At 70.1% G+C, this 22,334-nt stretch carries 23 protein-coding genes; 13 read left to right on the top strand and 10 right to left on the bottom strand.

Features of this window, described 5'->3' with window-relative positions; translation table 11 throughout:
• Positions 1-62 precede the first annotated feature (62 nt).
• Positions 63-1,433 carry a DUF445 domain-containing protein gene (locus OG709_RS12480; RefSeq protein ID WP_250298671.1) on the top strand — a complete coding sequence of 457 codons (1,371 nt, stop codon included), beginning with the start codon at positions 63-65 and terminating at the stop codon, positions 1,431-1,433.
• A gap of 78 nt (positions 1,434-1,511) precedes the next feature.
• Here OG709_RS12480 and OG709_RS12475 read toward each other — a convergent pair whose 3' ends face one another.
• Positions 1,512-1,811: a hypothetical protein gene (locus tag OG709_RS12475; protein WP_250298670.1), complete on the bottom strand. Its 300-nt coding sequence runs from the start codon at positions 1,809-1,811 to the stop codon at positions 1,512-1,514.
• A gap of 229 nt (positions 1,812-2,040) precedes the next feature.
• Between OG709_RS12475 and OG709_RS12470 the strand changes: the two genes are divergently transcribed.
• The 3 genes from OG709_RS12470 to OG709_RS12460 all read left to right on the top strand — a co-directional run bounded on the left by OG709_RS12470 (position 2,041) and on the right by OG709_RS12460 (position 7,199).
• Positions 2,041-2,322 carry a hypothetical protein gene (locus OG709_RS12470; RefSeq protein WP_329166085.1) on the top strand — a complete coding sequence of 94 codons (282 nt, stop codon included), beginning with the start codon at positions 2,041-2,043 and terminating at the stop codon, positions 2,320-2,322.
• 9 nt (positions 2,323-2,331) lie between these two features.
• Positions 2,332-5,442 carry a beta-galactosidase gene (locus OG709_RS12465; protein WP_329166083.1) on the top strand — a complete coding sequence of 1,037 codons (3,111 nt, stop codon included), beginning with the start codon at positions 2,332-2,334 and terminating at the stop codon, positions 5,440-5,442.
• Between the two features lie 122 nt (positions 5,443-5,564).
• Positions 5,565-7,199 carry a beta-N-acetylhexosaminidase gene (locus OG709_RS12460; RefSeq protein WP_329166081.1) on the top strand — a complete coding sequence of 545 codons (1,635 nt, stop codon included), beginning with the start codon at positions 5,565-5,567 and terminating at the stop codon, positions 7,197-7,199.
• Positions 7,200-7,339: 140 nt separating this feature from the next.
• Here OG709_RS12460 and OG709_RS12455 read toward each other — a convergent pair whose 3' ends face one another.
• Positions 7,340-7,963, bottom strand: a complete 624-nt coding sequence (locus tag OG709_RS12455) for an NAD(P)-dependent oxidoreductase (protein WP_329166080.1) — start codon at positions 7,961-7,963, stop codon at positions 7,340-7,342.
• Positions 7,964-8,278: 315 nt separating this feature from the next.
• Between OG709_RS12455 and OG709_RS12450 the strand changes: the two genes are divergently transcribed.
• Both OG709_RS12450 and OG709_RS12445 read left to right on the top strand, forming a co-directional pair.
• Positions 8,279-8,665 carry a winged helix-turn-helix transcriptional regulator gene (locus tag OG709_RS12450; RefSeq protein WP_250298655.1) on the top strand — a complete coding sequence of 129 codons (387 nt, stop codon included), beginning with the start codon at positions 8,279-8,281 and terminating at the stop codon, positions 8,663-8,665.
• Positions 8,649-9,551, top strand: coding sequence for a phosphotransferase (locus OG709_RS12445; protein ID WP_329166077.1), 903 nt, complete (start codon positions 8,649-8,651; stop codon positions 9,549-9,551). The genes OG709_RS12450 and OG709_RS12445 overlap by 17 nt, the downstream gene beginning before the upstream one ends.
• Positions 9,552-9,590: 39 nt before the next feature.
• On the opposite strand, the gene OG709_RS12440 is transcribed toward OG709_RS12445, so the two are convergent.
• Positions 9,591-9,848, bottom strand: coding sequence for a hypothetical protein (locus OG709_RS12440; protein ID WP_250298653.1), 258 nt, complete (start codon positions 9,846-9,848; stop codon positions 9,591-9,593).
• A 245-nt stretch (positions 9,849-10,093) separates the two neighbouring features.
• Here OG709_RS12440 and OG709_RS12435 point away from each other — a divergent pair, with 245 nt between their 5' ends.
• The 3 genes from OG709_RS12435 (at position 10,094) to OG709_RS12425 (ending at position 14,481) form a co-directional block, all read left to right on the top strand.
• Entirely contained in the window at positions 10,094-10,615 is a 522-nt protein-coding gene (locus tag OG709_RS12435) for a DUF4232 domain-containing protein (protein WP_250298652.1), read from the top strand.
• A 180-nt stretch (positions 10,616-10,795) separates the two neighbouring features.
• The gene (locus tag OG709_RS12430) at positions 10,796-13,213 is read left to right on the top strand and encodes a tetratricopeptide repeat protein (protein ID WP_329166074.1); all 2,418 of its coding nucleotides are present in this window, start codon (positions 10,796-10,798) and stop codon (positions 13,211-13,213) included.
• Positions 13,214-13,482: 269 nt separating this feature from the next.
• On the top strand, positions 13,483-14,481 hold the full coding sequence (locus OG709_RS12425; protein WP_266642989.1) for a helix-turn-helix domain-containing protein: 999 nt from the start codon (positions 13,483-13,485) through the stop codon (positions 14,479-14,481).
• Positions 14,482-14,511: 30 nt separating this feature from the next.
• Here the strand turns inward: OG709_RS12425 and OG709_RS12420 are convergent, their stop codons facing one another.
• From OG709_RS12420 to OG709_RS12410, 3 genes are all read right to left on the bottom strand, one after another.
• Positions 14,512-14,913, bottom strand: coding sequence for a hypothetical protein (locus tag OG709_RS12420; protein ID WP_329166072.1), 402 nt, complete (start codon positions 14,911-14,913; stop codon positions 14,512-14,514).
• Positions 14,885-15,094, bottom strand: a complete 210-nt coding sequence (locus OG709_RS12415) for a helix-turn-helix transcriptional regulator (RefSeq protein ID WP_329166070.1) — start codon at positions 15,092-15,094, stop codon at positions 14,885-14,887. Before OG709_RS12415 ends, OG709_RS12420 begins: the two co-directional genes overlap by 29 nt.
• A gap of 125 nt (positions 15,095-15,219) precedes the next feature.
• Positions 15,220-16,098 carry a hypothetical protein gene (locus OG709_RS12410; RefSeq protein WP_250298649.1) on the bottom strand — a complete coding sequence of 293 codons (879 nt, stop codon included), beginning with the start codon at positions 16,096-16,098 and terminating at the stop codon, positions 15,220-15,222.
• A gap of 214 nt (positions 16,099-16,312) precedes the next feature.
• Between OG709_RS12410 and OG709_RS12405 the strand changes: the two genes are divergently transcribed.
• Both OG709_RS12405 and OG709_RS12400 read left to right on the top strand, forming a co-directional pair.
• Positions 16,313-17,701 (top strand): lanthionine synthetase LanC family protein, encoded by a 1,389-nt coding sequence (locus OG709_RS12405; protein WP_329166068.1) that lies wholly within the window; start codon positions 16,313-16,315, stop codon positions 17,699-17,701.
• A 22-nt stretch (positions 17,702-17,723) separates the two neighbouring features.
• Positions 17,724-18,713: a GNAT family N-acetyltransferase gene (locus OG709_RS12400; protein ID WP_329166066.1), complete on the top strand. Its 990-nt coding sequence runs from the start codon at positions 17,724-17,726 to the stop codon at positions 18,711-18,713.
• Positions 18,714-18,823: 110 nt separating this feature from the next.
• On the opposite strand, the gene OG709_RS12395 is transcribed toward OG709_RS12400, so the two are convergent.
• Complete coding sequence (locus OG709_RS12395) at positions 18,824-19,156, bottom strand: putative quinol monooxygenase (RefSeq protein WP_250298646.1); 333 nt, start codon at positions 19,154-19,156, stop codon at positions 18,824-18,826.
• A 200-nt stretch (positions 19,157-19,356) separates the two neighbouring features.
• Positions 19,357-19,869 (bottom strand): GNAT family N-acetyltransferase, encoded by a 513-nt coding sequence (locus OG709_RS12390; protein WP_329166062.1) that lies wholly within the window; start codon positions 19,867-19,869, stop codon positions 19,357-19,359.
• Between the two features lie 262 nt (positions 19,870-20,131).
• Between OG709_RS12390 and OG709_RS12385 the strand changes: the two genes are divergently transcribed.
• Positions 20,132-20,398: a hypothetical protein gene (locus OG709_RS12385; protein WP_329166060.1), complete on the top strand. Its 267-nt coding sequence runs from the start codon at positions 20,132-20,134 to the stop codon at positions 20,396-20,398.
• On the opposite strand, the gene OG709_RS12380 is transcribed toward OG709_RS12385, so the two are convergent.
• The gene (locus OG709_RS12380; RefSeq protein ID WP_329166059.1) at positions 20,395-20,631 is read right to left on the bottom strand and encodes a DUF397 domain-containing protein; all 237 of its coding nucleotides are present in this window, start codon (positions 20,629-20,631) and stop codon (positions 20,395-20,397) included. The two genes, OG709_RS12385 and OG709_RS12380, sit on opposite strands and share 4 nt — an antisense overlap.
• Complete coding sequence (locus OG709_RS12375; protein ID WP_329166058.1) at positions 20,628-21,476, bottom strand: helix-turn-helix domain-containing protein; 849 nt, start codon at positions 21,474-21,476, stop codon at positions 20,628-20,630. The genes OG709_RS12380 and OG709_RS12375 overlap by 4 nt, the downstream gene beginning before the upstream one ends.
• Positions 21,477-21,693: 217 nt before the next feature.
• Here OG709_RS12375 and OG709_RS12370 point away from each other — a divergent pair, with 217 nt between their 5' ends.
• A complete protein-coding gene (locus OG709_RS12370; protein WP_401272954.1) occupies positions 21,694-22,329 on the top strand; it encodes an ATP-binding protein in 636 nt (211 codons plus the stop codon).
• The last annotated feature ends 5 nt before the right edge of the window (positions 22,330-22,334 follow it).

Here is a 22,334-nt window from a genome sequence, read left to right as displayed (position 1 = left end):
CAATACGTACGGGGGTGTTGCAGGTGCGTGAACGGGCGGAACGGGCGGAGCAGGCGGAACTGATGGAACGTACCGACAGGAAAGCTGACGGAGAACCCGACAGTAAAGCTGGCAGCGGGGCCGGTGGCGCAGCCGGGGCGGGTGGCGTCCCGGGCACTGCTCCGCTGGGCTCCGTCGCCCCCAGCGCGGCCGACGAGGAGAAGCGCCGTGGTGTCCGCCGGATGAAGGCGACCGCCACCGGACTTCTCCTGCTGGTCGCCCTCATTTTCGTACTCGCCACCTGGGCCGAGCACACCGGGTCGGGGTCCTGGGCGGGCTATGTGGTGGCCGCCGCCGAGGCCGGCATGGTGGGCGCGCTGGCCGACTGGTTCGCCGTGACGGCACTGTTCCGCCGGCCACTTGGCCTCCCCATTCCTCATACCGCGATCATCCCCAACAAGAAAGACCAGTTGGGCGAGTCACTTGGTTCCTTCGTCGGCGAGAATTTTCTGTCGGAGGACGTCGTACGGGCCAGACTGCGCGCCGTGGGCATCGGCGGACGGCTCGGATCCTGGCTCGCGGAGCCCGAACACGCCGACCGGGTGACCGCGGAGCTGTCGACGGCGCTGCGCGGGGCCCTGACCGTGCTGCGTGACTCGGACGTCCAGGCGGTCGTCGGTGAGGCGATCACCCGCCGGGCGAACGCCGTGGAGGTCGCCCCCGGCATCGGCAAGATGCTGGAGCGGGTCGTCGCCGACGGCGGCCACCGGCGCGTGGTCGACCTGGTGTGCGCCCGCGCGCACGACTGGCTCGTCCTCCACTCGGACTCGGTGATGGACGCCGTCCAGGGCGGGGCGCCGGGGTGGACACCGAGGTTCGTCGACAAGCGGATCGGTGACCGCGTCTACAAGGAACTGCTCCGGTTCCTCACCGAGATGCGCGACATGCCCGCCCACCCGGCGCGCGGCGCCCTCGACCGCTTCCTGGCGGACTTCGCTTCCGACCTCCAGTCGGACACCGAGGTCCGGGCGAAGGTGGAACGGCTCAAGTCCGACCTGGTGGGCCGCTCCGAGGTGCAGGACGTGATCGCCTCGGCATGGGCGTCCGTACGCACCATGATCATCTCCGCGGCGGAGGACGAGCAGAGCGAACTCCGCCTCAGGGCCCGTGCCTCGCTGCTGTCCCTCGGCAATCGGCTGGCCACCGACACCAGGCTCCAGCGGAAGCTGGAGGGGTGGCTGGAGGACGCCGCGGTGTACGTCGTGACGACCTACCGCTCCGAGATCACCTCGCTGATCTCGGACACGGTGGCGGGCTGGGACGGCGAGCAGACCTCCCGCAAGATCGAGGCGCACATCGGCCGTGACCTGCAGTTCATCCGGATCAACGGCACGGTGGTCGGCGCGCTCGCGGGCCTGGTGATCTACTCGGTGTCCCGGGCGCTCGGAGCGTGATCCGGGCGTATCGAGGGGCGTGACCGGTGTCCCGGGGTGGCCCGGGTGCTGGGGTCCCAACGGTCACCCGGCGGCCGCTCAGGCCCGCCGGGCCACCACGGTGGAGGCGACGGCCACCACTCCGGCGACGGAGAACACGGCGGGCCAGGCGCCGATCTTCTTGGCGAGCGGGTGGGACCCGCCGAACGCGGCGAGATAGACACCGGTCAGCGCGGCGGCCTTGCCGGTACCGGCCTCCTGCTGCCACTGCCGGGCGGCGACCGCCCCGGCTGCGGCGAGCGCGACACCGCCGAGCGGGCGCTTCCTTGTCCACCGGGCGACGGCGAAACCGCCTACGAGACCGGAGGCTGCTACGGCTGCTGCGGGAATCTTTGGCATGCGTACGAGAGTAATCAGCCGGGTTCTCGTGCGCCCCACCCCCCTTCCTTTCGCGTTCTCTTCCGCGTTTCCTTCGTGTTCCGTTCGCGCGCGAGGGAGCGGATCGGCGACAAATCACACCACAATCCAACGAGTTCACCGTGCTTGCCGCACAGAATCCCCCACAACCTCTTGACCCCGGGTAGGTGGCGCGAGATGCTGCCAGGCACGCAATTGGTTTAGACCACTCGTGAGCCACTCAAAACCGCTCGGCCCGCACCCCGGCCGTGAGCGCGCCACGGACAGCGCCCGGCGAACACGAGCGCACCGCACACCTGCACCGCGCAAGCCGCACAGCACCGCGTACACCTGCACCGCGCAAGCCGCACAGCACAGCACCGCGTACATCTGCACCGCGCAAGCCGCACAGCACAGCACCGCGTACATCTGCACCGCGCAAGCCGCACAGCACACCGCGCACGGCACAGCACACCGCACCGCGTACACCTCGCACCTCCCACCGATCAGCTGAAAGGGCGTCATGAGCCATTTCCCAGATGGTCCTGGAAGAAGCCGAACCGGCGGCTCCCCGTCGCGGCGCACGGTCGTCGGCGGCCTGACCGGCCTCGCCGCGGCCCTCGCCACCCCCGTACTCGGCGCCTTGCCCGCCGCCGCAGCACCGTCCGGACACCGGTCCCCGGCCGCGACGGGTGCGACGGGAGCGACGACAGCGACCGCCGCGACGGACGCCGCCCGCCGGCTGTTCGCAGGTCGTGACGGCAAGCCCCACGCCGTCACCTGGGACGCCAAGTCGCTGAAGATCGACGGCAGTCGGCTGGCCGTGTGGTCCGGCGAGTTCCACTACTGGCGGCTGCCCAGCCCCGACCAGTGGCGCGACGTGCTGCAGAAGATGAGGGCGTCCGGCTTCAACGCCGTCTCGCTGTACTTCTTCTGGGGCTACCACTCCAGCAAGCCCGGCTCCTACGACTTCCACGGCGTCCGTGATGTCGACCGGCTCCTGACGACAGCCGAGGAGGAGGGGCTGTACGTCATCGCCCGCCCGGGTCCGTACATCAACGCCGAGGTCAGCATGGGCGGCCTGCCCCCGTACATGACGACCTACGCCGGGGAGCAGCGCACCTCCGACCCGCAGAACCTGGCGGCCGACCTGGAGTGGCTGAAGGCCGTCAACCGCATCATCGCCAAGCACCAGATCACCGACGGCGGCGGCAGCGTCCTCGCCTACCAGGTGGAGAACGAGCAGATCGACAACTCGTCCAAGCACACCGACTACATCGAGAAGCTGCAGACGGCGGTGAAGGCCGACGGCATCACGGTGCCGCTGTTCCACAACGACTGGGGCAACGGCCACGGCTGGAACACCCCGGGCAGCAAGGGCGGCTCACAGCTCGACCTCTACGCCTTCGACACCTACCCGCTGGGTTTCGACTGCGCGGGCGGCCGTGGCACCCTGCCGGACTTCGAGTCCCGTGTCCGGGGCTACTCGCCGAAGACCCCGGTGTTCATCGCCGAGGGGCAGGGCGGCGCGTTCACCGCCTGGGGCCGTGACTTCCAGACCCAGGACTGCGGGAATTTCGTGGACCCCGCCTTCACCCGGCAGTTCGCGGTGAACAACCTCACCAACGGCGTCACCATGTTCAGTTACTACATGGAGTACGGCGGCACCAACTGGGGCTGGACCGGCGACCCCGGGTCCGGCTTCACCTCCTACGACTACGGTGCGGCGATATCCGAGAACCGGCGGATCACGCCCAAGCTGGCGGTGCAGAAGGAGTTCGGCTACCTGCAGCGCGCCGTGACGCCCATCGCCTCCGCCCAGGCCGTGGCAGCACCCGCCGTCACGGTCACCGGGGGCGGGCCCGTCGAGGCCCGGCAGCGCCTGTCCACCGAGGACGCCGGGACCACCTCCGTCTCGGGCGGCGGCATGCGCCTGATCATGCTGCGCCACCCCGACTCCAACGACACCTCCACCAGCCAGGTGACCTTCGCGCTGGACACGGACCACCCGCGCGTCCCGCAGCAGCAGGACACCACGATCACCATCGCCGGGCGGGACGCCAAGACCCTCGTCGCCGACTACGCCTTCGGCCCGCACCGCCTGGTGTACTCCACCTCGCAGATACTCACCCACCTGTCCGCCGGGGGCGACCTGCTCGTCCTGGACGGGACGAAGGGCGAGGCGGGCGAGACCGTGCTGCGGTACGACACCAGGCCGAAGGTCACGACCCTGGACGGCTCCCCGGTGACCACCACCTGGGACGCGGACCGCAAGGAGCTGCGGCTCAACTACGCGCACTCCGGGACCCGTACGGTCCGGATCACCGGCGGCGGCAGCGGCGATCTCACCCTGCTCATCACCGACCGGGACGGCGTGGCCCGCATCTGGCAGCTCGACGCCGGGCAGAGCGATGTCCTGCTCACCGGCCCGGAACTGGCCCGTACCGCCCGTGTCACCGGAAGCCGGCTGGCGCTGACCGGCGACACCGGTGAATCCGGTCCGCTGCGGGTCTTCGTGCCCACCGGTGTGAAGGTGCTCACCTGGAACAACCGCCCGCTGGCCACGCGCCGCGACGCGGCGGGCGCGCTGGTCGCCACCCTGCCGGGCCCCGGAAAGCCGGTGGCACTCCCGCAGTTGGCCGCGTGGCGGGTCGCCGACTCCGACCCCGAACGCTCCCCGGACCACGACGACTCGGCCTGGACGAAGGCCGACCGGACCACCGCAGCCAACCCCGCGCACGGCCCCGGCGCGGCATCCGGGGTGGTGCTGGACACCGACGAGTACGGCTTCCACGAGGGCGACACCTGGTACCGCGGCCACTACACCCCGACCGCGGCAGGCAGCACCGTGAAGGTCACCGTGAAGACCGGCACCGCCGGGGATGCCCTCACCTGGCTGAACGGCCACTACCTCGGTGCGCAGGGCGACGGCTCGGCCACGTACACGGTCCCGGCGGGCCTGGCCGGGCCGGGCGAACCCGCTGTGCTGGCCGTCCTGGTACGGAACATGGGGCAGTACGAGGACTGGTCGTCCGACGGCAGGTCGAAGACGGGCCGGGGGCTGGCCGATGTCGCCATCGCCGGTTCGGGGAAGGTCGACTGGCGCATCCAGGGCGCGCTCGGCGGGCCGGACCCGGTGGACGTCGTGCGCGGCCTCTACAACAACGGCGGCCTCCACGGGGAGCGCGAGGGCTGGCATCTGCCGGGCGCCCCGGACTCCTCCTGGCCGACCACCCGGTCCCTCAAGAGCGACCGGCCGGGCGTGCGCTGGTACCGCACGGCGGTACGGCTGGACCTGGCCCGTGGCACCGACACGGCGGTGGGTCTGCGGATCAACGACGCGAGCGAGCGGGCGGACAAGTACCGGGTCCAGATCTTCGTCAACGGCTGGAACACCGGGCAGTACGTCAACAACGTCGGCCCGCAGACCGAGTTCGTCATCCCGTCGGGCTTCCTCACCGCGCAGGGCCAGAACACCGTGGCCCTCGCGGTCACCGCCGAACAGCCGGGCGTCGGCCCCGACTCGGTGCAGCTCGTGAACCAGGGCACGGTCCTCGGCGGCGTCGACGGCCGCCCGAACGCCTCGCCCGACTACAAGACGGTCTTCGGCACCGCTGCGAAGCGCCGGCACTGACCCCGCCGGGCCCGCCCCCCTCACACCCCGGGGCGGGCCCGGCACCCTGTACCCCTCCGTGGGCACGCGGATGCGTCCTCCTCGCACGCGTGCCCGGCGGTTTCCGAGCGAGGGAGAAGAACATGCTCAGCAGAAGGTCGGCCGTGACGGTCGGCATGTTCGCCGGATCGGCACTGCTCACGGGCGCCACGAACCCGGCGTGGGCCGCCGGCACGGCTGCCCACCGGTCACCCCGGTCGCCCCAGCCACTGCTGTCACCGCTGTCTCCGCAGTCACCACCGACGATCCCGGCCGTACAGCACTTCGCGCCGGGCGGCACGGCCTGGCGCCCGAGCCCCGCCACCCGCCTCGTCCTGTCGCCGGACGACGCGGGGGCCCTGCGGTCCGAGGCCCGGAGCCTCGCCGCGGAGCTGGTCCAGGAAGGCCACGTGAAGCATCCGCCGAGGATCACCGTGTCCTCCAGGCCCGGCCCTCACGACCTCGCGCTCCGGCTCGGCCCGGTGCCCGGCTCCGCCTCCCCCGAGGCGTACCGCATCGACAGCGGACGGGTGTTGGTGATCACCGGCCGCACCGCCGCCGGTGTCTTCCACGGCACCCGCACCCTCCTGCAGGTCCTCCGGCAGCGCCACGAGACGACCGGAAGCATCACCGACTGGCCGGAGTACGCCCAGCGCGGCCTCATGGTCGACGTCGCCCGCAAGCACTTCACCCCCGAGTGGCTCGAAGCGAAGATCCGCGAACTCGCCTGGCTCAAGCTCAACACGCTGCACCTCCACCTGAGCGACAGCCTCGGCCTGCGGATCGAGAGCGAGACCCACCCCGAGGTGGTGACGAGTCCCGCGCTGAGCAAGGACCAGGTGCGGCACCTGATCGCCGTGGCCGAACGCCACCACGTCACGATCGTCCCCGAGATCGACTCCCCGGGGCATCTGGCGGTGCTTCTCCAGGCGCACCCCGAGCTCCAGCTCGTACGCAAGGACGGCACCCGCGACGCCAGTAACCTCGACTACAGCAAGCCCGCGGCCCGCGAACTGGTGGCGGACCTGATCGGGGAGTACGCGGACCTCTTCCCGGGGCCCTGGTTCCACCTCGGGGGCGACGAGTACTTCGGATACCCCTGGGACACCAACCGGATCACGGGCGAGAACGCCCCGCAGCTCCTGGAGTACGCCCGCCACACCGCGGGCCCGAACGCCACGCTCCAGGACGGCTTCAACATCTACGTCAACGGCCTGATCGCCCTGCTCACCCGCAAGGGCAAGCGCGCCAAGATCTGGAACGACCACGTCGTCCCCGGCCAGGGTGTGGTCGACATCGACCACAGCGCGGAGGTCGAGGTCTGGATCCGCTGGAACGCCGACGAACCCTCGGTGGACGACTACGTCCGGGCCGGATACGACGTGCTCAACGGGCACGGCGACCACCTGTACTTCATCCTCGCCCCCGACCAGCAGCACGAGACCGGTAAGAAGTCCGCGCAGGACCTCTACGACGTCTGGACGCCGCGCACGTTCATGAGCAGCCCCGGGGCCGACGCCCAGCTGGCCGACGGCGCGCCGATGTCCGGGAGCCACCTGTCGATCTGGTGCGACAACCCGGACTTCCAGACGGAACAGCAGGTGTCGGAGAGCCTCGGCCCATGGCTGCGCTCCTTCGCCCAGCAGATCTGGGGTTCACCCAAACCGGCCGCCGTCTACACGGAGTTCACCCCCTTGATCGACTCGGTCGGGGACGCACCACGGGAAATCCCCGGGTAGCCGCGTTCCGGCGGACAGCACCGCGCACGCCGCTCGTCCCACCGCACCCGACGCTCGCGCCCGCCGTCCGTCCCACCGCGCCCGCCGTCCGTCCCACCGCGCACCGGGTCCGCCACCCCTGGCCACCCGTCCAGCGGCGGTCACGCCTCCCGTACGCTGACGGCGGCCCGGTGGTGGCGGGGCGTCTCGGCCTCGTCGATCAGCGCGATGGCCAGGTCCGCGTACGTGATCCGGCTGGCCGGGTCGCCGTGCTCAGCGATCCGGTAGCGGCCGGTGCGCGTGCCCTCATGGTCGAAGTCGCCCGCCGGGGCCACGTACGCCCAGTCCAGGTCACACTTCCGCAGCTCGTCGAGGCCCGCCGCGTGGCCGAGGCCGAACGACCGGTACTCGTTCGGGTAGCCGGGCTCGTCCATGAGGAGGGCGCCGGAAGCGCCGGGCGTGACCGATGAGAGCCCGACCACCACGAGACGGTGCACGCCCGCGCCGGCCAGGCCGGTGGCCAGGGCGCGGGACGACTCGGTGAAGAACTCGTGCGGCGCCACGGACAGGTCCGCAGCGGCGCTGACGGCGGCGTCATGCCCCGCGGCCACCTGCTCGACACTCGCCGCGTCCATGACGTCGCCCGCCACGACCCGCGCGCCGGTCAGATCGCTGTGGCGCGCAGGGTCGCGCACCACGGCGGTGACCTGGTGTCCGCGCCGATGCGCCTCCGCGACGGCCTGCCGCCCGGCCCTGCCCCCGGCACCGAAGACCACAATGTTCACGACGAACTCCCCATGTCCAGAGCCGGAGTTCGAGCACCCCGGCCAGTCCTCGGACGCTATCGAGGACCCCGGTTACCACAGGGATACCGGCCGGACAGCCCTTACGACCTCACCCGCGACAGCGAGCGGGCTCCCGACGCCCTGCGGCTCCGCCTCCGGCGTTGTCGTCAGTCACGAGGGCTCCTTCCCCGAGCTCTCGGCTCCGCTCGTGCAGAGGAGACCCCATCCGCTCCCTCCTCCGCCTTGGATGCGAAGCCGCATGACGCCGCTCGCTGATCCACTCTCCATCGCGGGTGAGGTCGTTAGGCTGAGTCCATGAGGGAACCGCTACCCGCCGACATGTTCGACGAACTGTGCCCGTCCTCGCTCAACCCGATCCGATTCGGCGACAAGTGGGCAGCGCTCGTCATCCGCTGCCTCGAACACGGCCCGCGCCGCTTCTCGGAACTGCGCGTGCCGCTGAGCCGCGTCACCCCCAAGGTCCTGACCCAGTCACTGCGCGCCCTCGAACGCGACGGCCTGGTCAAGCGCACCGTCTACGCCGAGGCCACCCCGCACGTCGAGTACGAACTGACGCCGATGGGCCGCAGCATGCTCCGAACGATCGCGGTCGCCTGCGCCTGGACGGCGGAACACTGGGACGAACTGCTCGACGCCCGAGAGTCGTACGACGAAGCGAACCGCCTTGACCGCGCCGGATAACGAAGCAACCGGTGGTCCTACCGAGGCTCGCAGCATCCTCACCCGGGCCAACCGCGAGCACAGAACCCGCTTCCGCCTCGACCGCCCGCTCACCGGCGGATTCCAGTCCCACACCTGGCTGTTGACCGGAGCCGACGAGACCGGTTCCGATGCGGGCCGGGCCGTCCTGAAGTGGTCGCCGAACCCCGGCCTGGTGCCCCGGACGCTGCGTGCGGCGCAGGCCGTGGCAGAGGTGCGTGCCGCGGGATACATGACTCCGGCCTGGGTGGCGACCGGCGTCACCGAGGCTGGATTCCCGTACCACATCCAGGAGTTCGCACCCGGGGGCAAGGCCGACAGGCTGACCGACGCCACGGCGCGCCTGCTCGTTCCGCTCCTGGAGAGCCAGCGCGGCCTGGACCCGGACCCGGAGCGCTGCTGGTCGCGGTACGTGTACGAGTGGCTGGCCGACGGGGGCGCCGAGCTACGCCGCCGGCTGGCCGCCACCGGACCCGACGGCCGTCGCTTCATCACGGCGGTCGGTGCGCTGCTCCAGGCGTACGGAGAGGTCGAACTCCCGACCGGCGATCTGGTCCACGGGGACTTCCGCCTCGCGAACGTTGTCGTCCCACCGGACGGCCGCCCCGTCGCCGTCGACATCGAGGCGCTGGGCAGCGGCACGCGCGCGTACGACTACGCGACGCTGCTCACGGAGGACGAGGTGGACGAGTCGGCCTGGAACCTGATCCGTGCGGCCGGTGAGCGGGTGGCGGGACCGGACGTACTCGCGTACTGCATCGCCCTGACGGCGATGGAGCTGGCGGACTTCGTACGGGAGAGGGTCCCCGGGCGCCTGCCGCTCCTCATCGGCCCGCTGACGGCACGCGCGGAGGCGCTGCGGCCGTAACAGACCTGGTCCGCCCCGCACCGCAGACCCCCACGCCCGTCAGTCCGCCCGCTCCGCCGTCGGGTAAGGCACGAACACGCTCAGGCGGTACGTCGTCGGCTGCTCCGTGCGTCCGCACAGCGTCTCCACCCGCAGCATCGACGCGTCGGTCAGCCCGCGCTCGGCGCGGATGCGCGGCACCGCGCTCTGCCACTCCGCCGCGTCCTGGGTCTCGAAGACCACTTCCCAACGGCCCGCACCGGCACCCCGCAGGGGCCCGCCCCGCTGCTGATTCCTGCGCTTACGCTGTCCTGGCACCGGCCCAGCATGTCGCCCGCCCGGCCCCCGGGCAAACGGAAGCGGGTCCGACTCGGTTCGGCCGGTCCAGCGGTCTGTGGGTCGGTCCGCAGGGCAAGCAGACACGTCCGACCGGTCGCCCCCTCCTCTGTAGCAGTCGCGTTGCCCCGCTGTGACAAACCCACGGGGATCGGCGAGGCAGGCTGTCCGCTGAAGGGGTTCGGACTCGACCAGCCGAACCCGGTACCAAGGAAAGTGAGTTGGCCATGGGTAAGTCTCGCAAGCTCGTCGTGACGATTGCCGCCACTGTTCTCGCAGGAGCGGCCGGGGTGGGAGTCGCGCAGGCATCCACGACGGGGCACGCGTCCGGAACAGCCGCCGCGAGTGCGCCGTCCTCCTGCCGTCCGGCGAACCACATCGCGAAGATCGCTCAGGACGCGAGCAGCGCGGGCCACAGCCACTACCGCGTCACCCTGACTGCCGCACCCGGATACTCGTCCTGCAAGCTGGCCGGTTCCCCCAGCGGCGTGCAGTTCTACAACAACGGTTCGCGGGACGGGGTCACCGCGAAGTCCTACGGAACGCAGACCACCGCAGTGACCTTCGGCCCCGGCCACCCGGTCCACTTCGACATCCAGGTCCCGAGCACCGGCAAGGGTGCCAAGGCCGACGAGGCCCGGTTCACGCTGATGGCTCCCGGTGGGGAGATCCCCGGCCAGTCCTTCGCCGAGGGCTCGTTCCGCGTCGACGCGGGCACCCAGATCGGCCCGGTGCAGGCCGGCGCCTGATCCGCTGCCGCATCCGTAGCGGTACGCCATCGTGATACCTGTGCCGTCGTCCCTTCCCGGGGGCGGCGGCACAGGGCTGTCCCCGGGGAGATTTCGGGGACTGACTTCTCGTGCGGTGGGGGCAGTCGTCATCATGAGGGAGACCGCGAGCTACGGGGGTGACGCGAGGTGTCGGGACAGGTGCCGTCACGGCAGGAGATCATCAGGCGCCGCAGGCGAACGGGGTTCGTCGGCCGGCGCGGTGAGATCGCCGCGTTCCAGGACAACTTCGCGCGGGACCCGCAGGACGACCAGTACCAGTTCCTCTTCCACATCCACGGCAACGCGGGCGTCGGCAAGACCACGCTGGTGCGGCAGTGGGAGGACGTGGCCCGCGAGAAGGGCGCGGCGATCGCTTCCGTCGGGGACGAAGTGCACAGCGCGCTCGAAGTGATGGAGTCGGTCAGTGCTCAACTCCGAGGTCAGGGACTGCCGTTCAAGGACTTCGACCGTCTCCTCGCGACGTACCGGCAGCGCCGTCAGGAAGCCGAGTCGTCCCCCGCGCTCCAGTCGGAGGCGAACCCCGGCGGTACGGACTCGGGCGGCGCGTCGCTGTCCAGCACCCTCGCCGTCCAGGCGGGCCTCACCGGTCTGGGCATGCTGCCCGGTGTCGGCGCGTTCACCGGCGCGGTCGACCCCCGGCAACTGGCCCAGCGCACCGACCGCCTGCGCGCCTCGCTGAGCGCGCGATTCCGCAGCCACGACGACGTGCAACTGGTCCTGGACCCCGTACGGATGCTGACCCCGCCCTTCCTGGAGGGGCTGGCCCAGGCGGGGGAGCGCAGGCCGTGGGTGGCGCTGTTCTTCGATACGTACGAACGGACCGCGCCCGTGCTCGACACCTGGCTGCGCGACATCCTGATGACGGACCGGTACGGTTCGCTGCCGCTCAACACGGTGGCCGTGGCCGCAGGTCAGGGCAGGCTCAACGCCCGGGTGTGGGGCGACTGGCTGGACCTGGTGGCCGAGATCCCGCTGGACGTGTTCACCGATGAGGAGGCCAGGAGGCTGCTGGCGACCCGTGGCGTCACCGAGGACGAGGTCATCGACGCGATCCTCGATCTGTCCGGCAGGCTCCCGGTCCTCGTCGACATGCTCGCGCAGAAGAACCCGCACGAGCCGACTGCGGTCGGCGACCCGTCCGACACCGCCGTGGAACGCTTCCTGAAATGGGAGAGCGACCCGCAGCGGCGGGCGGCGGCGCTGGCGTGTGCGCTGCCGCTGCGGCTGGACGAGGACGTGTACCGGGTGGCGGTGGGGGAGGGAGACAGCGGCGGCGGTACGGGCGAGGAGTACGCCTGGCTCCAGGGCCTGCCGTTCATCAGCGGTGAGGCGGGCAGGTGCCGGTACCACGATGTCGTACGTACGCAGATGCTGCGCCTGCAGCGGAAGCAGTCACCGATCCGCTGGCGGGAGCAACATCTGCGACTGGCCGACGTGTTCAGGAGCCGGAGACTGGCAGTCGAACGTGTCCTCCGTAGGGAAAGGGCATGCTTGTGGGACGCCGGTTGGTGGGAGCACCACCTCAACGAGATGTATCACCGCCTCTGCGCCGATCCTCGGGAGGCGCTGCCTGCTGCCTTGGGCCAGACGGTGTGGTCCTGCATTCCTGGCACGGCGGAGATGAACCGCTGGAGTCAGCTGCTTGTCCGGGTAGGAGGGGACGCCGGAGCCGATTCGCTCGCCATGCTGGGCCGCCAGTTGGAGAGCATCGCGGATGCCGAGGAGAGCACCGGTGTGCTCACTGCCGTCCTCACCTTGCTCCTGGCCCGTACGGAACTGGGCACGAAAGACAGAGCTCTCGCGCACACGGTCCGCGCCCGCGAGCACCGCAAGGCCAAGCAGTACGGCCGCGCGCTGGCGGACTGCGGCACTGCCCTGGAACTGGATCCGGGACTTGGGCGGGCCTGGGCCGGCAGCGGGGAGATCTACCGCCTGGTGGGGCGCTATGAAGAGGCGCTCACCAATTTCACTCGCGCGATCGAGATCGACCCCGATGACAGCTGGGCCTTCGCGATCCGTGGGCGGATCTATGGGGAACTTGAGCGGCGCGAAGAAGCCTTGGCTGATTTGACGTGCTCGCTCGCGATCTATCCAGGTTACTTGTGGGCCCTCGTCAATCGGGCGGATATCTATCGCTCTACTGGACGGTATGAAGAGGCGATCGCCGACTATTCCCGTGCGGCTCAACTCGACCCTTCCGACGGCTGGTACGCCCTGGAACTGGCCGTTGTGTGCCACATGGCAGGAAGGTCGGAGGAGCACGCCCATTGGCTGCGTGCCCAGGAATTATTCACCGAACAGACAGGGGGTTCCCCCATTTCCGCTGCGCGCGCCCGTGGCAATCTCCTGATTGCCGCATGCGCGCAGTCCCGTTGGGAATCGACGGAGGTGCGGCTGACGGAACTGCTGGCGAGTGACCCCGAGGAGGTGCGGATCCGTACCGTGCGCCAGGACTTGCGCGAAATACAGCAACTGCTGGCGTTGGACGAGGGGCAGGTCGGCCGCCTGTGTGAGGTGTTGGAGACCGCTGAGGTGGAGGCGAGTGCGAGGGCGTGACCGATGCGGAGTAGGTATGCCAGGTAGGGAAGTAGGTATGCCAGCTATGTCAGGTACGCCGCATCGGGCTGCCAGATAGCGCCACTTGACCAGCCAGGTGCAGCGCCAGATCGATCGCATCCCGTCAAAGGCGTGCAAGTGCCGTACTGGGCTTGACAGTTGAAAAGGACGCCCGGATACGCTCAGATCACGCAAACCACACGTAGTTGACCCCGGCGGTGCAGCAAACACCCCGGGGTCCGACACCGAAGAGCAAGCGAAGGACTTCGATGCGCATCCACAATAGCGCCCACGCGCGCCATTTCACCGTCCTGGCCAACTCCGTCCTACGGGACCGCAGACTCAGCTTCACGGCCCGGGGCATCCTCTGCCACCTCCTCTCGCTGCCCGACGGCGCCCGGGAGGACGTACGCACGCTGGCCGACCGCAACCCCCGACTGGGCCGCAGGGGTGTGGCCCAGGCCCTGGACGAGCTGATCCAGTACGGGTACTACGTACGCCGGACCCACCGGGACGAGACGACGGGCCGACTCCGTACCGAGACGTACGTGTACGAGAGCCCGCCAGGTGCGGATAGGGCGGACGGTGCGGAGGGCCCGCCGACCGGGACGCCGACCGGGAGCCCGACGTCCGTGCGGCCGGGAACCGGCCGGGCAGCAGGCGGGAAGGCGGGAGCGTCCCCCGAAGGGGAAAAGAACCAGGAGAAAGAACCCTCCCCCAAGGAGCCGGATCCGGCGCGCGAGCCGGGACCGGGACCGGTAGAAGCGGGGGCGGGGGCCGGTGCCCAGAAGCCCGAACTCCTCGCCCGCGCCGCCGCGTTACTCGCCCGCCTCGGCGTCCACGAACCCAAGCTCGCACTGAGCGCCGCCGACTCGCTCACCCTGGCCCCCATGGCGGCCCGGTGGCTGGACCGGGGCGTCACCGAACTGGAGACCCGTTCCCTGCTCGCCGACGGCCTGCCCCCGGTCGTCCACGCGCCGAAGTCCTTCCTGGCCGCGCGACTTGAGCGCAAGCTTCCGGCCCACCGGACCAGCCGCGACGCAGCGGCCCCGGCCGCGCCCCCGGCGGAGTGCGCGGACTGCCGCGACCCGCTGCCGTCCGGCCAGACCACGGGAATCTGCGGGGAGTGCGCCGGGGTCGTACGTACGGGGGATCGCAGCCTGGCCGACCCTGCTCCGGCGCCCCTGGCGGCCGACCTGGTGCCCGACCGTGTGGGCCACCTCCGCGCGCTCCTGCGCGGCGGCCGGCCGGCGCCCGAGCCCAGCTGACGGCCTACGCGTGGATCTGGTGGCCACGCATCACGTGTGTCGGCGAAGGAGTGCGACGAACGCGACGTAGGAGAGGGCGGCGGTCGCCAGCAGCCAGTAGTACGGGTTGCCGCTCCGGCCGGACGCCAGATCGCCGATGAAGGCGCAGAGGTTTCCCAGGGTCAGTACCACTCCGGTGCCTGCCCAGGCCCGCTGGCCGATCAGGGCGAAGCGTTCGTCGGGTGCCTCGGTGAGGCCCCGGTAGGTCTCGCTGCGCCGCGCCAGCAGGACCACGGCAAGACTGCAGGCCGCCATGATTCCGAGCATCACCAGACCGATGCCGAGGTGACCGCCGACAGCCGCGGTCACCAGGCAGACGAAGCCGATCCCGAGGAAGAAGGCGGGGATCGACCGCCGTGGGTTGCTAGCCACCTGCTGGGCCGTCTTCGACATGGAACATCTCCTCAATGCTGACCCCGAAGTACCTGGCCAGAGAGAAGGCGAGCGGCAGGGACGGCGTGTACCGCTCGGTCTCAATGGCATTGATCGTCTGCCGCGAAACCCCCAGGGCCGTGCCGAGTTGCCCCTGGGAGAGTCCGCGTGACGATCGCAGGTCTCTGACCGTGTTTCTCACGTGTAAAGCATGCTTGTCACCCTGGAAGGCTGTCAAGCGTGCTTTACACGGGAGGTCGGACCAGGAGAGGGCAGCTCCCTTCGCCCTGGGAAGCCGCCGGCCGGTGGAGCCGGATCAACCTGCCCTTACGCGTCCGCGGGGAAGACCTCGCCCATCGAGGCGAACGTGCCGCCGTCGGTGTGCAGCCCCTTCTTCTTGTTCATCGGGGAGAACGAGCTGGTCGCGCCGGTTTGCATGTACGACTTCAGGTAGGCGGACTGGCCCTTCGACTTGGCGTTCGCCAGGTTGATCAGGGGCTGGTAGTCGGCCTGGGTGACGGCGTTCATGACGGCGAAGCGGGTGGCCTGTCCGGCCGACGCGTGGAGTGCGTCCAGGGCGCCCTTCGCCTTCTCCTGTCCCGCCGCGTCGAGCGGGAAGCGGGCAGGCACGTTCAGCTTCACCACGGGGCCCCCGCCACCGGACTCGGAGATGTCCTTCCCGCCCCCGACGTTGAAATTGACAGCGATGACGGTGTAGCCCGCCCCTTCCGCATCGGAGAGGAAGCCGGGGGAGTGCTGGTGCGCATCGGTGATCGTGCCGGTGCCACCGCTGGTGGGGTTGCCCCAGGCGCTCGCCGGGTTGCCCGTGCCGACGCCGATGAAGAGCATCACCTCCTTGTCCGGGTCCTTGGCCCGCGCCTGATCCATGACCTGCTGGACCCGGTGGGCGGTCTCGCCGAGCAGCCGGAGGTCGTCGTTGTCGAGGGAGCCGCCGAAGCCCTCCGCCTGACCCTGGGGCGTGTTCCGCATTTCCGCCCTCTGCACCGGCACCGCGGACCCCGCGCGCTGCTGCCCACCTGCCCTCGCGGCGGCCACGGTACTGGCCACCGCCGCGTTCCCCGCGGAGTTGTGCAAGGTCTGCAGGGGGTTCCCGGACCCACCCGTCCGCGCCCGCGGGCGTGCGCCCGTCGCGCGGCCGAGCGCCTGGTCCGGGTGGTGTGCGGGGTGTGTGTCACGGGAGTGCACGGCGGTTCCTTCCACGGGGCGGGGAGTTGGCCCCCATTCTCCCTGGCTCAGGGCGCTTCGGAAGGGGCATCAGGTGTCCCTTAAGGGCAAGGTTCCCGTGCTCGACGTGTAGCGGCAGAAGGTCGAGGTCCGGCGGAGCCGGGTCCCGGATCGGGTGAACTCGTCTGCGTACGGCGCCTGTTCCGGCTGGGGAGGGCTGTGGCAGGCTCGGATCATGGTCGCAGAGGGCACAGAGCGCACAGAGGTCGCAGAGAGCACAGAGGGCACAGAAGGCACAGAGGAAGCACTACCGAAGGAAGCCGAGGCCCTGGGCAGGCAGGCTCTGGAGTGGCTCCTCCGGTCGGCGAAGGAAACCGGCACCGGAACCGGCAGTGGTATCGGCACCGGCCCCGGCGCTGGTACGCACACCGGCCCCGGCCCCGGAAGCCGCACCGGCCTGGTGTGGACCGACACACCGAGCGACAACGAGCTGGACTTCGACCTCTACAGCGGCACCGCCGGAATCATCCCGGCCCTGCTCGAAGGCCGACGCCACTTCGGCGACGACCGGTACGGCGACGCCGCCCTGCGCGCCGCGCGGACCATCGAGGCCGCGGTGGCGGAGTGGGAGGCCAGCTCGCTGTACGGGGGCCTGGCCGGGATGGCCGTCGCGCTCCACGCCGTCCACACCGAGTTGGGGGACAAGGCGGCCGGTGCCGCCGCCGACCGCGCGCTGGTGCGGGTGCGTGAACGGTTCGACGGGACCCGCTGGGGCGACCTGTTCGAACTCATCGGTGGCAACGCCGGTATCGCACTGGGCGCGCTGGCCGTCGGCGACACCGAGCTGGCCGTACTCGCCGTGACGCCCTACCTCCGTACCGCCGAACCCACGGCGGGTGGCGTGCACTGGGAGGTGCGGGCCGGGACACCGGCCCGCTTCCACCACATCTCGCACGGCACGCTGGGCATCGTGCACGCGCTGGCCGCGGTGGGCCGGGCCGCGAACCGGCCCGACCTGGTCGAACTGGCCGTGGACGGCGCCTCGGACGTGGTCGCCCGCAACGAAGCGGACGCCGAAGGATTCCTGGTCCCGCACTCCGACCCGCAGCACAAGCCGGACATCATCGAGCGCTACAGCTACGGCTGGTGCCACGGCCCGGCCGGCGACGCCCAGACGTTCCGGCTGCTCGGCTCCGTACTCCAGGACCCGTCCTGGTCGGCGCTCGCGGACCGCTGCTGGCACACCGTGACCCACTCCGGCCTGCCGGAACGGCTGCGCCCCGGCTTCTGGGACAACAGCGGCCGGTGCTGCGGTACGGCCGGGGTACTGGCGCTGGCCTGCGACCGGTCCGTCGAACAGCGGGACGGGCTGGACTTCGCACGCGTCCTCGTCGCGGACATCGCCTCCCGGGCGACGGTCGACGAGCACGGCGCCCGCTGGTCGAACATCGAGCACCGCGTCAACCCCAGCGTCCTCGAACCACGGAACGGCTGGGCCATGGGCAACGCCGGAATCCTCCGGGAGCTGCTGCGGTTCGCCCGGATCAGTACGGGACGGGACGCGGCGTACGCGGTCGACTGGCCCGATCAACCGGCCGCGGTCGCACGGAGCGGCGAAAACTGACGGCACCGGGCATGGTCTACCCATGACCGACACAGATCCTCCGGCCGAGGCCGCGGCTCCGGCCGCGGCCTCAGTTCCCGCTCCCGCCCCAGCCCCGGCTCCGCATCTGCCGACCGGTTACCGAAGCCGCCCGGCCACCGCCGCCGATGCCCGCGCCGTCCACCACCTGGTCGCCGCCTGCGAACGCGACCTGCTGGGCCGCGCCGAGACCGGGCCGGAGGCCGTCGCGGCGGAACTCGTACGGCCCGGCCCGGACCTGGCGGCCGACACCCTCCTCGTACACGGCCCGGCCGGAGAACTGGCCGCCCGAGCCCGGGTGACCGGCGGTCGCCGCAGCACGGTCGACGTCCACCCCGGCCACCGGGGCCGGGGCCTCGGCGCCGCACTCCTCGACTGGGCCGAGACCCGGGCCCGCCGGAGCGGCAGCGAACGCCTCTCCCAGACGGTCCCGGACAGCGACGGCGCGGCGGCCACGCTGCTGCGCTCCCGTGGGTACGTCCCGTTCGTCACCGAGTGGCAACTGGAGATCACCCTGCCCACGGAGCCACCGGTACCGGCCCCGCCGGAGGGCATCGAGGTACGACCGTTCCGCCCCGGCGACGAACGGGCGGCGTACGAGCTGACCGAGGACGCGTTCGCGGGCTGGCAGAAGCGCCGGAAGCCGTACGAGGAATGGGCCCAACTCGCGGTCGACCGGCCTACGTTCGTACCGTCGGCCTCGTGGGTGGCGTACGCCGGTGACCGCATGGCGGGCGCCGTACTGGCCCTGGACGCCCCGGCATCCGGCGAGGGCTACATCGACCGGGTCGCGGTACGGGCGGACCACCGCAACCGCGGAATCGCCCGCGTACTGCTCCAGGAGTCGTTCCGCGCGTTCTACCGCCGGGGACAGCGCACCTGCACGCTGTGGACCCACTCGGGGACGGGCGCGCTGTCGCTGTACGAACGGGTGGGAATGACGGTCCGGCACAGTTCCACGACGTACGGGAAGATCCTGACCGCCGCCGGATAGCGGGCCCGGCCGTACGCGAGGAGCCCGCCGGCCGTACGCGAGGAGCCCACGCCCGGCCGTACGCGAGGGGCCTGCGCCCACGCCCCCGCCGCTCTGCTGTGCGGTCTGCCTCAGTTCCGTTCCGGGACGGCCATCTCCCCCAGAAGGGACCAGTCCTCCTGCGGAATCGTCGCGTTGACCACCCGCGGGGTCTCCACCAGGTGGGGCGGCAGAGTGCTCTGGGCAGCGATGAAGTGGTCGGAGCCGACGTGAGCGGCACCGGCCTCGCCGTCGCGGAAGGCCTCGACCAGCACGTACTCGGTGGGGTCCTCGACACTGCGGGACCAGTCGAACCACAGGCACCCGGGCTCGGCGCGTGTGCCCTGGGTGAACTCGCGAGTGATGTCGGGCCACGCGTCCGCGTACTCGGGCAGGACACGGAACTTGGCGGTGATGAAGATCATGGATATTCCTGAGATGTAGATGAGGGGGTGGACGGTCGGCGGAGGCCGTGCTGCCGACGCACCTGCCCGGTCCGCGATCCCACGATAACGCCGGGGGGACTGCCCCGCCCTCTGCCGCAGTCCCACGGGCCACCTCGCAGGGACGGCCCGGCCTTCGGCCCGACTCCGAGCCCGGCACTCCTACTCCGAGCCCGGCACTCCTACTCCAAGAACAGCTCCCCGACGGTCTCATCCCCACTCGTCTCTCCCGTCAGCCGGAACCCGAGCCCCAGGTAGAAGCCCTCGGGCCCGTCCCCGCCCGGATGCCAGCTGGCGGTCAGACGGCTGCCCCCACGACGCCGGATCTCCGCCGCCACGGCCTCCACCGCGAAGCGCCCACAGCCGCGCCCCTGCTCCCCGGCCGCGATGTTGAGCCGCCACAGACCCGAGCGGATGTCGGTGCCCGTGCCGTCGCCCGCGAAGTCGATGTCGAGGAACGCCATGAGGAAACCGACGGGCCGGTCACCGTCGAGGATGAGCCGGGGCCAGGCGACACCCGGGTGTACGTACGCCTCGGCGAGCGACTTCACGACCGGCGCGACCAGGTGCTCCTGATCGGCACGGACCTTCAGACCGATCGCGTCATCGAAGTTGGCGGCAGTGATCTCAGCCAGCCGGAACGGCGTAGTTGGTGTGGTCGGTGCAGTCGCCGCAGTTGTCGTAGTAGTAGTCATACGGGAACGGTAATCAGGCGGATCAAGCGAATTTCCCGCCGCCGCCTCGCTGCCCCCGGCGACGCCGCCAGCGGCTGTCGGGCATGCGTCGGTGGGCCACCCTCAACCATGGACCAGGCACTCGTGAACCGTATGCGGGAGTACCTCGACGCCGGACTCGCCATGGACGTGGAGAAGCTGGACGCTCTCTACGACCCGCAGTTCGAAAACCCTGCGCCTCGACGAGTCGGGCCTGGTGGCCACCTTGACGAAGAGACACTTCATGGACCGTTTCCGGGCCCTCCGGGACCGAGGCCGGCTGGTCGGAGAGCCGACCGACGACGTCACGTTCGTGGCCACCAGCATCTACGGCGGCCACGCGTCGCTCATCATGCGCCGGGTCAAGGAGGGGGCGCCGGTGCTGTACAACTTCGTCTGGAAACTGGAGGCCGGTCGGCCGACGACGATGCTGCGCGAGTTCACCTTCGACAAGGACATCGCCAACTTGGTCCGGATGGTGCAGGCGGCGGAGGACGGGGCTGCTGCCTAATAGGAGTGACAGCGGCTGTGCATCACGAATCCACCGGAGCGCACTGCCCCTACGAATCCGGCCCACGCCATCGTGCTCACCGAGAGCTCAGCGGTATGTGGCCGCTTCGAGTCCCGTACCAGCATGCCGCCCTGTCTCGGTGCACACTCCACGCACTCCCCGCCTGCGCCGTTGCTGTAACTGGAGGTGAACCACGTGTGGTTGGAGGTCTCGGCGAGGAGTGAGGCGTTCATCTGGCGTATTCCTTCAAGGTGGATTTGATCAGGCTGATGGACCGTTGCGGGCTTGCGGCCGATGCCCGCAGCATGTCGAAGGATCTGGTGTATTCGCGTACGTCGTCGGGTGATTCCAGGTAGGTGGCATCGGTGATGCCGTCCCGGTACACGATGTCCGGATCCTCGGGATCAGGGAAGCCCAGCATGGTGAACGGGCCCGTTGCTGGGTAGGCCCCTGCGTCGAACGGCAGTACCTGCAAGGTGACGCGGGGCAGGTCTGCGACCTCCAGGACGTGTTCGAGTTGCTCACGCATCAGTCCCCGATCTCCGACGATGTTCCGCAACGTCGCCTCATGCACGATGAACCACACGTCCGGTCCGCCGGGCCGGGTCAGCATGGCCTGCCGTTCCATGCGCACGTTCACTGCTCGCTCGCGGTCCTCCGGGGACAGGTAGCTGGTGGCCAAGTGGATCTCAGTGGCGTAGGAAGCGGTCTGCACAAGGCCAGGCATGAACTCGCACTGGTACTGCCGAAACGTAGAGATGTCCTGCTCCATACCCACGTAGATGGAGAACCAGGAGGGGACGCCACTGCCGTGAGCCTGCCACCAGCCCCGCGTCTTGGCCTGTCGCGCCAGCGACATGAGGAAGTCCCGCATCTCCTCGTCCGTGCCGTAGAAACGACACAGGGCATCGATGTCGGAGGGCTGGATCCTCCCGTGGGTCGTCTCCATGCGGTTCACCTTGGAACCGCTCCAGTCCAGAGCTTCGCCGACCTGGGCGCAGGTCTTGCCGTTGGCTTCGCGAAGCTTCTTCAGCTCGATGGAAAGGCGTCGTCGGCGTGCCGTTGGTGAACCTGCCATCCCAACCTCCTCTTGGTCAGTGGGTGTTCAGTCTCCGCGTCGGAGGACATGCCTGCCAATCACTCGTTCGTGGGATTCGCGTCCTGCATATTGCATGAAGGGACGCGCACCGCCATTCTATCGAGAGTCGCCACGCATCGTGTGCCGGCGGTCACGCTCCGCTGCGTGGGTGGTGGAGGGGTAGAGAGAGGGGCTGGATGTGTACCGAGACGCGTGCATCTCGCGTAAGCCGTGGGAGCTTCCCTTCCTGGCAGAACCTGAGGAGGTGGCCGGGCTCCGCAACGTGATGCATGTGCATCTGACCCGGTGGGGCCTGCCGGAGCTGATCGACGCCGCCCAGCTCTGCGTGACCGAACTGGTGGTGAACGTCATCAAGCACGTGGGAGCCGGAACACCGACCACACTCGCCGTTTCCATGAACGGCACGTGTCTGCGTATCGAGATCCATGATCCGGACACACGAGCGTTGCCGACGCTCCTGGAAGCCGGCGTGGACGCCGAGACCGGCCGCGGCGTGGCGTTGGTGGATGCCGTCGCCGACCGTTGGGGCGTCCTGCTCCGCGCGGATCGCAAGGTCACCTGGTGCGAGTTGGCGACTGACCTGCTCTCACCGAACGGCCACAGTGGAAGCCCGCGAGTGACGCGTGCCGAAGCGATGCTCGCGTTGTTCGGCGCGACGAAACGGCCACGTGCGGTCGCGCCGACGGTGCTGAGCCGGACCGCAGCGGAGGAGGTGGCGATCGATGTGATCGCCGACCTCCTCCACTGGTTCCGTGCTCACGGGTGCGATCCGGACGATGCGTTGGACCGTGCGCAGATGCACTTCGATGCGGAGTTGGCCGAAGCCGGATGACCGGA

This window comes from Streptomyces sp. NBC_01267, assembly GCF_036241575.1.
Lineage (GTDB): Bacteria > Actinomycetota > Actinomycetes > Streptomycetales > Streptomycetaceae > Streptomyces.
Note: the sequence above shows the minus strand (reverse complement) of the source record. Positions and strands in the feature narration are given on the sequence as shown.

Coding starts and splice junctions, on each gene's coding strand:
- OG709_RS12480 (WP_250298671.1), top strand. CDS start 63: ATGGAACGTACCGACAGGAAAGCTGACGGAGAACCCGACAGTAAAGCT.
- OG709_RS12375 (WP_329166058.1), bottom strand. CDS start 21,476: ATGGCAGGTTCACCAACGGCACGCCGACGACGCCTTTCCATCGAGCTG.
- OG709_RS12420 (WP_329166072.1), bottom strand. CDS start 14,913: ATGTCGAAGACGGCCCAGCAGGTGGCTAGCAACCCACGGCGGTCGATC.
- OG709_RS12425 (WP_266642989.1), top strand. CDS start 13,483: ATGCGCATCCACAATAGCGCCCACGCGCGCCATTTCACCGTCCTGGCC.
- OG709_RS12435 (WP_250298652.1), top strand. CDS start 10,094: ATGGGTAAGTCTCGCAAGCTCGTCGTGACGATTGCCGCCACTGTTCTC.
- OG709_RS12450 (WP_250298655.1), top strand. CDS start 8,279: ATGAGGGAACCGCTACCCGCCGACATGTTCGACGAACTGTGCCCGTCC.
- OG709_RS12405 (WP_329166068.1), top strand. CDS start 16,313: ATGGTCGCAGAGGGCACAGAGCGCACAGAGGTCGCAGAGAGCACAGAG.
- OG709_RS12380 (WP_329166059.1), bottom strand. CDS start 20,631: ATGAACGCCTCACTCCTCGCCGAGACCTCCAACCACACGTGGTTCACC.
- OG709_RS12400 (WP_329166066.1), top strand. CDS start 17,724: ATGACCGACACAGATCCTCCGGCCGAGGCCGCGGCTCCGGCCGCGGCC.
- OG709_RS12385 (WP_329166060.1), top strand. CDS start 20,132: ATGGACCGTTTCCGGGCCCTCCGGGACCGAGGCCGGCTGGTCGGAGAG.
- OG709_RS12475 (WP_250298670.1), bottom strand. CDS start 1,811: ATGCCAAAGATTCCCGCAGCAGCCGTAGCAGCCTCCGGTCTCGTAGGC.
- OG709_RS12465 (WP_329166083.1), top strand. CDS start 2,332: ATGAGCCATTTCCCAGATGGTCCTGGAAGAAGCCGAACCGGCGGCTCC.
- OG709_RS12395 (WP_250298646.1), bottom strand. CDS start 19,156: ATGATCTTCATCACCGCCAAGTTCCGTGTCCTGCCCGAGTACGCGGAC.
- OG709_RS12390 (WP_329166062.1), bottom strand. CDS start 19,869: ATGACTACTACTACGACAACTGCGGCGACTGCACCGACCACACCAACT.
- OG709_RS12460 (WP_329166081.1), top strand. CDS start 5,565: ATGCTCAGCAGAAGGTCGGCCGTGACGGTCGGCATGTTCGCCGGATCG.